Source organism: Silvania confinis, assembly GCF_025564085.1.
Lineage (GTDB): Bacteria > Pseudomonadota > Gammaproteobacteria > Enterobacterales > Enterobacteriaceae > Enterobacter > Enterobacter confinis.
In genome coordinates this window covers 641,246-653,799 of the sequence record NZ_JAMGZJ010000078.1, presented here as the reverse complement: position 1 = coordinate 653,799, position 12,554 = coordinate 641,246, and the positions used below count along the sequence as shown (strand labels likewise).

Annotated in this window: 9 protein-coding genes and 1 pseudogene; 6 read left to right on the top strand and 4 right to left on the bottom strand. The window is 55.5% G+C overall.

Features of this window, described 5'->3' with window-relative positions:
• Window positions 1–168 precede the first annotated feature (168 nt).
• Window positions 169–1,164 (top strand): glyceraldehyde-3-phosphate dehydrogenase, encoded by a 996-nt coding sequence (gene gapA, locus M8013_RS21005; protein ID WP_271269702.1) that lies wholly within the window; start codon window positions 169–171, stop codon window positions 1,162–1,164.
• Between the two features lie 77 nt (window positions 1,165–1,241).
• Entirely contained in the window at window positions 1,242–2,126 is an 885-nt protein-coding gene (locus tag M8013_RS21000) for a D-hexose-6-phosphate mutarotase (protein ID WP_271269701.1), read from the top strand.
• Window positions 2,127–2,173: 47 nt separating this feature from the next.
• On the opposite strand, the gene M8013_RS20995 is transcribed toward M8013_RS21000, so the two are convergent.
• Window positions 2,174–3,028 (bottom strand): aldo/keto reductase, encoded by an 855-nt coding sequence (locus M8013_RS20995; protein WP_271269700.1) that lies wholly within the window; start codon window positions 3,026–3,028, stop codon window positions 2,174–2,176.
• 91 nt (window positions 3,029–3,119) lie between these two features.
• Window positions 3,120–3,866, bottom strand: a complete 747-nt coding sequence (locus M8013_RS20990; protein ID WP_271269699.1) for a MipA/OmpV family protein — start codon at window positions 3,864–3,866, stop codon at window positions 3,120–3,122.
• Window positions 3,867–4,298: 432 nt separating this feature from the next.
• Here M8013_RS20990 and yeaG point away from each other — a divergent pair, with 432 nt between their 5' ends.
• A complete protein-coding gene (yeaG, locus tag M8013_RS20985) occupies window positions 4,299–6,233 on the top strand; it encodes a protein kinase YeaG (RefSeq protein ID WP_271269698.1) in 1,935 nt (644 codons plus the stop codon).
• 123 nt (window positions 6,234–6,356) lie between these two features.
• Entirely contained in the window at window positions 6,357–7,640 is a 1,284-nt protein-coding gene (locus M8013_RS20980) for a YeaH/YhbH family protein (RefSeq protein WP_271269697.1), read from the top strand.
• A 37-nt stretch (window positions 7,641–7,677) separates the two neighbouring features.
• On the opposite strand, the gene M8013_RS20975 is transcribed toward M8013_RS20980, so the two are convergent.
• Entirely contained in the window at window positions 7,678–9,705 is a 2,028-nt protein-coding gene (locus M8013_RS20975; protein WP_271269696.1) for a TonB-dependent copper receptor, read from the bottom strand.
• A gap of 336 nt (window positions 9,706–10,041) precedes the next feature.
• On the opposite strand from M8013_RS20975, the gene M8013_RS20970 reads away from it, so the two are divergent.
• Window positions 10,042–10,488 (top strand): DUF441 domain-containing protein, encoded by a 447-nt coding sequence (locus M8013_RS20970; protein ID WP_250589005.1) that lies wholly within the window; start codon window positions 10,042–10,044, stop codon window positions 10,486–10,488.
• On the opposite strand, the pseudogene M8013_RS20965 reads toward M8013_RS20970, so the two are convergent.
• A pseudogene (locus M8013_RS20965) lies at window positions 10,472–11,263 on the bottom strand (AraC family transcriptional regulator). The gene M8013_RS20970 and the pseudogene M8013_RS20965 overlap by 17 nt on opposite strands.
• Before the next feature lie 96 nt (window positions 11,264–11,359).
• Between M8013_RS20965 and M8013_RS20960 the strand changes: the two are divergent.
• Window positions 11,360–12,547, top strand: a complete 1,188-nt coding sequence (locus tag M8013_RS20960; protein ID WP_271269695.1) for a CynX/NimT family MFS transporter — start codon at window positions 11,360–11,362, stop codon at window positions 12,545–12,547.
• Window positions 12,548–12,554 lie beyond the last annotated feature (7 nt).

The following is a 12,554-nucleotide window of genomic DNA, read 5'->3' as shown; positions in this document are numbered from 1 at the left end:
CCAATATGTGTGCAAGCTCAAAGGGAATGTGAGGCGAGTCAGTCGAACACAGGTAATGCGAAGGATTGATTTGTCGCAATGATTGACACGATTCCGCTTGACGCTGCGTAAGGTTTTTGTAATTTTACACGCAACCTTTTATTCACTAACAAATAGCTGGTGGAATATATGACTATCAAAGTAGGTATCAACGGTTTTGGCCGTATCGGCCGTATTGTTTTCCGTGCTGCTCAGGAACGTTCTGACATCGAAATCGTTGGTATCAACGATCTGTTGGATGCTGACTACATGGCGTACATGCTGAAGTACGACTCAACTCATGGTCGTTTCAACGGCACCGTTGAAGTGAAAGACGGCCACCTGGTTGTTAATGGCAAAACCATCCGTGTTACCGCTGAAAGAGATCCAGCTAACCTGAAGTGGAACGAAATCGGTGTTGACATCGTTGCTGAAGCAACGGGCCTCTTCCTGACCGACGAAACTGCGCGTAAACACATCACCGCTGGTGCGAAGAAAGTTGTTCTGACTGGTCCTTCCAAAGACAACACCCCGATGTTCGTTAAAGGCGCAAACTTCGAGAAGTATGCTGGCCAGGATATCGTTTCTAACGCATCTTGCACCACTAACTGCTTGGCACCACTGGCTAAAGTTATCAACGACAACTTCGGTATCGTTGAAGGCCTGATGACCACTGTTCACGCAACTACCGCAACTCAGAAAACTGTTGATGGCCCGTCTCACAAAGACTGGCGCGGCGGCCGCGGCGCAGCTCAGAACATCATCCCTTCTTCTACCGGTGCTGCTAAAGCAGTAGGCGTTGTACTGCCAGAGCTGAACGGTAAAATCACTGGTATGGCGTTCCGCGTTCCAACTCCAAACGTGTCTGTAGTTGACCTGACCGTTCGTCTGGAAAAAGCAGCGTCTTACGAAGAAATCAAGAAAGCAATCAAAGCGGCTTCTGAAGGCCCAATGAAAGGCGTTCTGGGTTACACCGAAGATGACGTTGTTTCTACCGATTTCAACGGCGAAGTTTGCACTTCCGTGTTCGATGCTAAAGCAGGTATCGCACTGAACGACAACTTCGTGAAACTGGTTTCCTGGTACGACAACGAAACTGGTTACTCTAACAAAGTACTGGACCTGATCGCTCACATCTCCAAATAAGTTGAGATGAGAATCTGATCCAAAAAGGCGACCTCGGTCGCCTTTTTTTATGGCTTTAAAAGACAGAGGATTGCGTAATGATTAATAAAATTTTTGCACTTCCGGTAGTCGAACAACTTACCCCTGTGCTCTCCCGCCGTCAGATTGATGAAGTGGACGTGATTGTTGTCGATCACCCACAGGTAAAAGCCTCCGTGGCCCTGCATGGCGCGCATCTGCTCTCCTGGCAGCCAGAAGGCGAAGTCGAAGCCCTGTGGCTGAGCGACATCTCCTCCTTTAAGAAAGGCGCAGCCATTCGCGGCGGCGTGCCCATCTGCTGGCCGTGGTTTGGCCCGGCAACGGAACAGGGTTTACCGTCCCATGGTTTTGCCCGCAACCTGCCGTGGACGCTGAAAACCCATCGCGAAGATAATTCCGGCGTGGCGTTGACCTTTGAACTGCAAAGCAACGACGAGACGCGTCAGCTCTGGCCACACGACTTCACCCTCTATGCGCACTTTACGCTGGGCAAAACCTGCGAAATTGAACTGGAAGCACACGGCGAATTCGAGACCACCTCTGCCCTGCACACCTATTTCAACGTGGGTGATATTGCGGCTGTGACGGTGAGCGGCCTGGGCGATACCTTTATCGATAAAGTGAATAACGCCAAAGAAGGCAATCTGAGCGACGGCAGCCAGACCTTCCCGGATCGTACCGACCGCGTATATCTGAACCCGGAAGCCTGCAGCGTGATCCATGATGCGGCGCTTAACCGCAGCATCGAAGTCATCCACCAGCATCACAGCAATGTGGTCGGCTGGAACCCAGGCCCGGCGCTGTCGGTAAGCATGGGTGACGTACCCGATGAGGGATACAAAACCTTCGTCTGTGTAGAAACGGCCTGCGTCAGCGAGCCGCAAATCACACGTGAAGCACAGCCTTCACGTCTGGGACAGGCCATTCACATTGTGAAGCGTTAAACCCCACGCGATTGCCCTTTCCTCCCGGAGAGGGCATCAACATGAATTCACACCATGTCTAACGTCGTTTTCTGTCCCGGAGCCGGGAAGGCCTGATCCAGTTGTAATAACGCATCGGCGGACAAGGACATCTCCAGAGCACCTGCGTTTTCTGCCACATGCTCAATCGAGGATGCTTTTGGAATGGCGATCGTTCCACGGTGATGGATAACCCACGCCAACAGCACCTGCGCCGCACTGGCGTTATAGTCGTGTGCAATCGCCTTTACGACCGGGTGATTCATCAGCCCGGAGCGCAAACGCCCTGCCTGCGCCAGCGGGCAATAGGCCATGACCGGCATCTGTTGCTGCTGGCACCACGGCAGAAGATCATACTCAATGCCGCGTGAGGCCAGGTGGTATAGCACCTGATTGGTGGCACACAGCTTGCCGCCCGGCACCTGCACCAGTTCCTGCATATCCGCATAATCCAGATTTGACACGCCCCAGCGACCTATCTTGCCCTGCTGTTGCAGCTTTTCCATCAGCCTGACGGTTTCCGCCAGCGGATAATTCCCGCGCCAGTGCAGCAGATAGAGGTCAATACGATCGGTGCCCAGCCGGCGCAGGCTCGCCTCACAGGCGGCAATGCCTTTTTGCCCGCCCGCATTCCAGGGGTAAACTTTGGAGACCAGATAAACCTTATCGCGTTGGCCTTTGATTGCTTCGCCAACCACCTCTTCGGCCCCACCGTCGGCGTACATTTCTGCGGTATCGATAAGCGTCAGTCCGAGATCGATGCCTGCCCGCAGGGCGGCCACTTCCTGGCGGCGCTGGCCCGCCTGTTCACCCATATACCACGTGCCCTGACCGATAGCCGGAAGCACAACGCTGTCGCCAAAGGTGACGGTTTTTTCGCTCATAATCTTCTCCTGGTTTATCTGCCCCACCGTAATGCAAACGGGGCGCAAGCGCCCCGTTGTGATGCACAGAATGCATTATAAAAATGCACAATCAGAAACTGTAAGTTACGCCCACAGACAGCAGCCCGGCCCATGATTTATCGACCATTGGGCTGTCTTTCACTTCATCGCTCAGGTGTGAATAACGGCCCGTTCCGTATACGTTCCAGTCGGTGGCAAATTTATAGCTTGCCGTCAGCTCGAGGTACGGGTTCCAGCCATCGTCGGCGTTATAACTGTTCAGACCGCTGCGATTGGCTTCCCTCTGCGACACGCCGTAATAGTAGTCGTTATAGTTTTCGCTGGTGTATTCCACACCGATCCCCGGCGTCAGAGTCAACCCGCCGTGGGTATAACGGTACAGCCACGCCAGATCCCAGATGAAGCCGTTGCTGTTATCGAGGGTATCGCCCGCCAGCGCAGTGCGCAGGAAGCCGTACTCGGTGTTATGTACATAAGAGAGACCCGCCATCATGGTGCTCTTACGTTTGTCGAGCTGACGCAGCTGAGAGTTGTCGCTGTCGCCCGGCTTGAAGTGCAATGGCGAGTAATAGGCCATGATCGACAGTTTATCGGTCTGGTCATTCCACAGGTAGTAGCCGCCACCCAGCCCACGGAACCAGAAGTCATCCCCTTCATAGGTGATAACCGGAACCGGGTACACGTCGCGATCGTATTGTTTATACGGGCTGTTAATCACCCCAACGCCCGCGCCAACGGACCAATTGTTCTCCGCGTGAACGGTCCCCACGGAAGCGGCAACGAGAACGCCTAATGCCAGAAGTTTGAGTTTGGTCACAATCCATTTTTCCTGTAGTCAAATAATCAGCGAAAGGGAGTGTAACCGCCCTTTAACCTTTATCTCAAAACTTTTTGCTAACTCATCAATTTGAGCAACCTGTCATTTTGCGCGCAAAAGATGACGGAGCGCGGTCAGCCGGATGACAGTTTCACGAAGGCTCAAGGTTTGACTTTCAGGACAAGGCTGAAATTTTGGATGAGTTATTGATATGTCATTGAAATTAGATTTTGCATACAGGCAAGTTTTGCAAATGCCATCTACGCTTAATTTAAGAAGCTGAATACCCGATCACCCCGCAGTTTTAGCGCCCGATCTGGCATACGGGTTGCTGCTCTGGCAGTGAGGTGTAAGGGATCCCGCTTCCGGGAGCCTCTACTACTCATATGAACGGCTCTTTTCCTGTGCTAAAAAACGAAAGGACGGCATGCCATGAATATATTCGATCACTATCGCCAGCGCTATGAAGCTGCCAAGGACGAAGAGTTCACACTGCAGGAGTTTCTTACCATCTGTCGGCAAGATCGCAGTGCCTATGCCAACGCGGCAGAACGACTATTGATGGCTATTGGTGAGCCGAATATGGTTGATACTGCCCAGGAGCCACGGCTTTCCCGTCTATTTTCGAATCGGGTTGTTGCCCGATATCCCGCGTTTGAAGAATTTTACGGCATGGAAGATGCCATCGAGCAGATCGTTTCCTATCTGAAGCATGCGGCACAAGGCCTGGAAGAGAAGAAACAGATCCTCTATCTGTTGGGTCCGGTGGGCGGCGGTAAATCCTCGCTGGCGGAGCGGCTGAAATCGTTAATGCAGCGCGTGCCAATTTACGTGCTGAGCGCTAACGGTGAACGCAGCCCGGTCAACGATCACCCGCTGTGTCTGTTTAACCCGCAGGAAGATGCGCAGATTCTGGATAAAGAGTACGGTATCCCGCGTCGCTATCTTGGCACCATCATGTCGCCGTGGGCCGCGAAGCGCCTGCACGATTTCGGTGGGGATATTACCAAATTCCGGGTGGTGAAAGTCTGGCCGTCGATTCTTGAGCAGATTGCGATTGCCAAAACAGAACCAGGTGATGAGAACAACCAGGATATCTCTGCGCTGGTCGGTAAAGTGGACATCCGTAAACTGGAAAACCACGCGCAAAACGATCCTGATGCTTACGGCTATTCCGGTGCACTGTGCCGTGCCAACCAGGGTGTCATGGAATTCGTCGAGATGTTTAAAGCGCCGATTAAGGTGCTGCATCCGCTGCTGACCGCCACTCAGGAAGGTAACTACAACGGGACAGAGGGGATTTCTGCCCTGCCGTTTAACGGCATTATCCTTGCCCACTCGAATGAATCGGAATGGGTCACCTTCCGTAACAACAAGAACAACGAGGCGTTCCTTGACCGCGTATACATCGTCAAAGTGCCTTATTGCCTGCGGATCTCCGAAGAGATCAAGATTTACGAAAAACTGCTGAATCACAGTGAGCTGGTGCATGCCCCTTGCGCCCCGGGGACCCTGGAAACGCTGTCGCGCTTCTCGATCCTGTCGCGCCTGAAAGAGCCAGAAAACTCGAGCATGTACTCTAAGATGCGCGTTTATGACGGTGAAAGCCTGAAAGACACCGACCCGAAAGCGAAGTCTTATCAGGAGTATCGCGATTACGCCGGAGTCGACGAAGGGATGAACGGGCTTTCAACGCGCTTTGCGTTCAAAATCCTCTCCCGCGTGTTCAACTTTGACCATGCCGAAGTGGCGGCGAACCCGGTGCATCTGTTCTACGTGCTGGAGCAGCAAATTGAGCGTGAACAGTTCCCGCAAGAGCTGGCTGAACGCTATCTTGAGTTCCTCAAAGGCTATCTGATCCCGAAATACGCCGAGTTCATCGGCAAAGAGATCCAGACCGCCTACCTGGAATCTTACTCCGAGTACGGGCAGAACATTTTTGACCGCTATGTCACCTATGCGGATTTCTGGATCCAGGATCAGGAGTATCGCGACCCGGATACCGGCCAGCTGTTTGACCGTGAATCGCTGAATGCCGAACTGGAAAAAATCGAGAAGCCTGCCGGGATCAGTAATCCGAAAGACTTCCGTAACGAGATCGTCAACTTCGTGCTGCGCGCCAGAGCGCATTTCAGCGGACGTAATCCGAACTGGACCAGCTACGAAAAACTGCGCACCGTTATCGAGAAGAAAATGTTCTCTAATACCGAGGAGCTGTTGCCGGTCATTTCGTTCAACGCTAAGACCTCAACCGACGAGCAGAAAAAACACGACGATTTTGTCGACCGGATGATGGAAAAAGGGTACACCCGCAAACAGGTTCGCCTGCTGTGCGAATGGTATCTGCGGGTACGTAAATCGTCTTAACACTGTTGCCCGGTGGCACTGTTGCTCACCGGGCCTACAACAATGCTCCGTAGGCCGGATAGGCGTTAGCGCCATCCGGTACTTACAGACAATGCAAGTTGGCAAATGCAGTACGGGGGGCATATGACCTGGTTTATTGACCGGCGTCTTAACGGCAAAAACAAGAGCACGGTGAATCGCCAGCGCTTCTTGCGTCGTTATAAAGCGCAAATCAAACAGTCGATCTCCGAGGCCATTAATAAGCGTTCGGTAACCGACGTAAACAGTGGGGAGTCCGTCTCTATTCCGACGGACGATATCAGCGAACCGATTTTTCATCAGGGGCGCGGCGGTTTACGCCATCGCGTTCACCCGGGTAATGACCACTTTGTCCAGAACGACCGCATCGAGCGCCCTCAGGGCGGCGGTGGCGGAGGCGGAAGTGGTCAGGGCCAGGCCAGCCAGGATGGCGAAGGTCAGGACGAATTTGTGTTTCAGATCTCCAAGGATGAGTATCTGGATCTGCTGTTCGAAGATTTGGCCCTGCCGAATCTGAAGAAAAACCAGCACCGGCAGTTAAATGAGTATAAAACCCACCGCGCAGGGTATACGGCCAACGGCGTTCCGGCCAATATCAGCGTGGTGCGTTCATTGCAGAATTCGCTGGCGCGGCGCACGGCGATGACGGCGGGCAAACGGCGCGAACTTCGCGAGCTGGAAGCCAGTCTGGATATCGTTGAGCACAGCGAACCCGCGCAACTGCTGGAAGAGGAGCGCCTGCGCAAAGAGATCGCCGAGCTGCGCGCCAAAATTGAACGTGTGCCGTTTATCGACACCTTTGACCTGCGTTACAAGAACTACGAGAAACGCCCGGAGCCTTCCAGCCAGGCGGTGATGTTCTGCCTGATGGATGTTTCCGGCTCGATGGATCAGGCCACCAAGGACATGGCGAAGCGCTTTTATATTCTGCTGTATCTGTTCCTTAGCAGAACCTATAAGAACGTCGATGTGGTCTATATCCGCCACCACACCCAGGCAAAAGAGGTGGATGAACATGAGTTCTTCTACTCGCAGGAAACCGGGGGAACGATTGTCTCCAGCGCCCTGAAGCTGATGGATGAAGTGGTGAAAGAGCGTTACGACCCGGCGCAGTGGAACATCTATGCTGCGCAGGCCTCTGACGGTGACAACTGGGCAGATGATTCACCGCTGTGTCATGAAATTCTGGCCAAAAAACTTCTGCCGGTCGTGCGTTATTACAGCTATATCGAGATCACCCGCCGCGCCCATCAGACACTGTGGCGCGAGTATGAGCATCTGCAAACCACCTTTGATAATTTCGCGATGCAGCACATTCGCGACCAGGATGATATCTATCCGGTGTTCAGAGAGCTGTTCCATAAGCAATCTGCCACCAGCAACAGCTAATCCCGCCGCCGGTCATTGACCGGCGGCATCACTTTTGTCAGAAGTTCACGTTCATCTTCGCCCAGAAGGTGCGACCGGGTTCGTTAACCGGGGTGTCGGATGAGTAGCCAAAGCTGCTGTTGCCGGCCAGGTTAAGGTGCTCGCTGTAGGCTTTATCCAGCAGGTTATCCACCCCGCTGCTCAGCTTCAGGTTCTTATTCACTTTATACGCGGCATTGGCCGAGACGATCGCAAACCCGGCGCTCTGGTCAAAATCTTTCCCCACCACGTTCCCTTCGTTCATCGCTACACGATGCTGCGGGCTGACCATGCGCAGCAACCCGGTCGAACTCCAGCTGTCTTTTTCCCACGTCAGACCGAGACGCGCTTCCAGCGGCGGCATCTGCGGCAGCGGCTGATGATCGTCGGTGTTCTGCCCCCAGGAGTAATTCAGCGTGGCGTCGGTTTTCCATTGGTCGCTCAACTGATACGAGGTCCCCATTTCGCCGCCCATAATGGTGGCATCGACGTTGTCGGCCTGGCTGACGTGGCTGTCATCCGGATCGTAGATAAAGAGAATGTAGTCGTTGATGCGTCCAACATAGGCAGAGATCCAACTGGTGGCGCGCTCGCCTTTATACTGGGCACCGATGTCCAGCTGGGTAGTTTTTTCCGGTTTCAGGTTATCGAACACGTCCGAGGTCCCGTCCGGTCCGTAGGTCGGGGAGAACAGTTCCCAGTAATCCGGGAAACGTTCGGTGTAGCCCAGCCCGGCGTAGACCATCGCCGGTGCTGTGCCAAGGTTATGTTCCACGCGTAAGAAACCCGCAGGCAGAGTGTCTTCGCGGCTGCTGCTGCCAACGCCGGTGTAATTATCCACCTCGACTTTATCCAGCCGCGCCCCACCAATCACTTTACTCAGGTCGGTGGCATTCCACGTCATCTCACTGAACGCGCCGTAATCATGGAAACGGGCATCTTCCTGCCAGCCGGCATCTTCGGCGTCCTCATTACTGCGATGGGTGTTGGTTTGCATATCCACGCCGCTTTGCAGCTGATAGTCCGACCACAGCCAGGTACCCATCATCCTGCCGCCGACGGTGCGCCGATCGACCTGTTTTTCCATCGGCATCGACATATCCATCGAGCCCATCGGCATCCCACCCGACATCGTGCCCGGCGAGCGCATGGAGTAGTTATCCATAATGTGGTTGGCGTAGTTGTAATAAACGCTCATATCCAATGAGTCGAAAACCTCGCCGATGTTTTGCTTCTTAAAACGCAGACCCAGGCTTTCACGTTTGAACTGGGAACCGTCCATCCCGCGTCCGGCGTAGCTGGCATCACCATTGCCCTGCCCGGCGGTCAGCTCCAGCAGCGTGTCGGCATCCGGTGTCCAGCCGATGGCCAGGTCGGTGTTCCACTTGTCCCACTTCGAGGCCACGCGATCGCCATTCCCGTCTTTGTAATCACCGGCTTTTGATTTATTGCCGTTCAGGCGCACATAGCCCGACTCGTTACCAAAGCTGACGTCGGCGTTTTCATCAAAGCGATCGTTGGAAGCTGCCAGCAAGCTGGCATCACCTTTGATCCCGGCTTTATCAAAGCGCGGCGGTTCGCGATCGAAGCGCACCGTCCCGGCGGAGTTGCCGGGGCCCCAGAGCACGGTCTCCGGCCCTTTGGTCACCGTCAGCAGGTCATAGCTTTCAGGCGAAATGTACGAACTTGGCGCATCCATTCGCGCCGGACAGGCACCGAGCATTTCGCTGTCGTTGGTGAGCAGGCGCAGGCGCGAGCCGAACATCCCGCGAAACACCGGGTCACCGTTGCTACCGCCGTTGCGGATTTGGCTAAACCCCGGAATGGTCTTCAGATAATCGGAACCGTCGCTGGCCGGCACCGGCTGGCGGGGCGTTTTTGGCGACGTCACTACCTCAAGTGGTGACATCACCGGTGCGGTGACGGTGATCACGTCATCGTCGTTGGGGAGCAGAGCGGCATTTTTCTCTGCCGCAAGCGACGAGCACGAGATCGCGACCAGCAGCGACCATGCCAGCGGATGTGGAGCAAATTTGACTTTTTTCATTACGGTACCAGGGCTAAACGTTTGGTGGTGTACCGCTGCAAAGACCGAATCCCTTAGTTCAAAGAATGACCGTAACGAGCAGGCACAGGTGACAGGCCAAATTTTTCCGGGGAGATTAAAAGGGAACAACGATTAGTGAGGAGAATAAGAAGTGCTGAAAGGGGTTGAAAATAGACGCTGCCGGTGATTATTCCCAATGATCTGAGATGTGCTTTTTCGCCCCACGCCTCGGGCATTCGCCTAAATCAACACAATTTTTTGGATATACCTCTGTTCCCGGCGGTCGAGGGCGTAAAGTAAGCACGCTTACTTTTCTTTTTTGGCAAGGAATACAATATGTTTGACCCTACACTGCTCATTCTTCTGGGCCTCGCCGCGCTGGGCTTTGTCAGCCATAACACCACGGTCGCCATTTCCATTCTGGTGCTGATCATTGTGCGGGTGACGCCGCTCAACACCTTTTTCCCGTGGATTGAAAAACAGGGCCTCACCGTCGGTATTATCATTCTGACGATTGGCGTGATGGCGCCGATCGCCAGCGGCACGCTTCCGGCCTCCACGCTGATCCATGCCTTTATGAACTGGAAATCCCTGATCGCTATCGCCGTTGGTGTGTTTGTCTCGTGGCTGGGTGGACGCGGGGTAACGCTGATGAGTTCTCAGCCGACGCTGGTTGCCGGATTGCTGGTGGGAACCGTGCTCGGCGTGGCGCTGTTCCGTGGGGTCCCGGTCGGGCCGCTGATTGCCGCCGGGCTGGTGTCGCTGTTTATCGGGAAGTCGTAGCGAGGCTGGCGATATAGCGAGCCGGGGTCTGTCCGAGTCCCTTCTTAAACATGGTGATAAACGCGGTGGTGGAGTCATAGCCCAGGGCCTGCGCCACCTGCTGCACCGACTGGCCGCTAATCAGCCCCTGCAGCGCCACGATCAGCTGTAACTGATGCCGCCAGCGCCGAAAACTGAGCCCGGTTTCGCTGACCACCAGCCGGGCTAGGTTGCGCTCACTCATCGCAAAATGCTGTGCCCACTGGTACAACGTCTGCCAGGTGGCGGGTGCCTCAGCCATCTTTTCGCTCATCAGCCGAATTTTAGGGTGTGGCGATACCGGAAGCTGCAACTGCTCCTAGGGCTGTCGGGGTAATTCATCAAACAGCACCTCGACCAGTCGCGCGGTGGCAGGCTGCGGCTGACCCGGGCTGCGCTCGGCCAGCGTCAGGATCAGCTCCCGCACCAGCGGCGAGATTTTGAGCGTGCAGCACTGCGTCGGCAATGTCACCGCGCCAGGCTCGATAAACAAAAAGCACAGCCGGGCGCTGGGGGTAGCTTTGTTACTGTGAGCCAGCTGTCCGGGGATCCAGACGGCGTATTGCGGGGGCACCATCCACAGAGCGTTATCCACTTCGCAGGTGATGGCCCCGTGCAGCGCCAGGATCAGCTGCCCCTTGCGGTGCTGATGTCGGGGAATGCGCTGTTCGTCCGCCACCACCCGCACGTGAAACGCCACCGCCGGATCGTGCTGGCTATCAGGATCGTAACCCTCGAGGCCGAGACCTATCATCATGTTGTCCGATATTAGCGATAATCTGTCATTTTAGCTTGATTTCATCCAAGCTGAAAACACGTATCCTGTGGGCTCATTTCGACGTAAGAGAAAACCATGACCACTGCCACCCCTGCCACCGGTAAACAGCACGCCCTGCTGATTGCTGGGATCCTGATGATTGCCACCTCGCTGCGGGTGACCTTTACCGGCGCTGCGCCGCTGCTCGACGCCATCCGCAGCGATTATGGCTTAACCACGGCGCAAACCGGGCTGTTGACCACCCTTCCCCTGCTGGCCTTCGCGCTGATCTCCCCTCTGGCGGCTGGCGTTGCCCGCCGTATCGGCATGGAGCGTAGCCTGTTTATCGCCCTGCTGCTGATTATGGCCGGGATTGTGCTGCGCTCTGTGCCCAACGCCACGCTGCTATTTGTCGGCACGGCGGTGATTGGCTGCGGCATTGCGCTGGGCAATGTGCTGTTGCCAGGGCTGATTAAACGCGATTTTCCCGGCCAGGTGGCGAAGCTGACCGGAGCCTACTCTCTGACGATGGGGGCCGCGGCGGCGCTGGGTTCTGCGCTGGTAGTTCCCGTCGCCCTTGGCGGCGCAGGCTGGAACGGGGCGCTGCTGATGCTGATGGTCTTCCCGCTGCTGGCGTTGATCCTGTGGCTGCCGCAGTGGCGCCAGCGTCCGGTCGGATCGTTGAGCGGAGCGCGTGCGCTGCATAATCGGGGGATCTGGCGCGCCTCCCTGGCCTGGCAGGTGACGCTGTTTCTGGGGATTAACTCGCTAATTTACTACGTGATTATCGGCTGGCTGCCGGCGATCCTGCAGAGTCACGGCTACAGCGAAACCCAGGCGGGTTCTCTGCATGGGCTGTTGCAGCTGGCAACGGCGGCACCGGGCATTGTGGTGCCGCTGATCATGCTCCGGGTGAAGGATCAGCGCGGCATTGCCGGACTGGCGGCATTGATGTGTGCAGTGAGCACGGCAGGACTGTGGTTTATGCCCGATCAGGCGGTAATGTGGACGCTGATTTTTGGCTTCGGCTCAGGAGCAACAATGATCCTCGGCCTGACCTTTATTGGCCTGCGCGCCAGTTCGGCACATCAGGCAGCGGCGCTGTCCGGGATGGCGCAGTCGGTCGGCTATTTACTTGCCGCCTGCGGACCGCCGCTGATGGGCAAAATCCACGATGCCCAGGGCGACTGGCGCATCCCGCTTTTGGCCTGCGCGCTGGCCTCAGTGGTGATGGCGGTCTGCGGCGTGCTGGCCGGGCGCGATCGGGAGATCGCGCCAGACTAAGCCACCC

Bases quoted from the DNA above. Each gene is read 5' to 3' on its own strand.
- gapA (WP_271269702.1), top strand. From the start codon at position 169: ATGACTATCAAAGTAGGTATCAACGGTTTTGGCCGTATCGGCCGTATT.
- M8013_RS21000 (WP_271269701.1), top strand. From the start codon at position 1,242: ATGATTAATAAAATTTTTGCACTTCCGGTAGTCGAACAACTTACCCCT.
- M8013_RS20995 (WP_271269700.1), bottom strand. From the start codon at position 3,028: ATGAGCGAAAAAACCGTCACCTTTGGCGACAGCGTTGTGCTTCCGGCT.
- yeaG (WP_271269698.1), top strand. From the start codon at position 4,299: ATGAATATATTCGATCACTATCGCCAGCGCTATGAAGCTGCCAAGGAC.
- M8013_RS20980 (WP_271269697.1), top strand. From the start codon at position 6,357: ATGACCTGGTTTATTGACCGGCGTCTTAACGGCAAAAACAAGAGCACG.
- M8013_RS20975 (WP_271269696.1), bottom strand. From the start codon at position 9,705: ATGAAAAAAGTCAAATTTGCTCCACATCCGCTGGCATGGTCGCTGCTG.
- M8013_RS20970 (WP_250589005.1), top strand. From the start codon at position 10,042: ATGTTTGACCCTACACTGCTCATTCTTCTGGGCCTCGCCGCGCTGGGC.
- M8013_RS20960 (WP_271269695.1), top strand. From the start codon at position 11,360: ATGACCACTGCCACCCCTGCCACCGGTAAACAGCACGCCCTGCTGATT.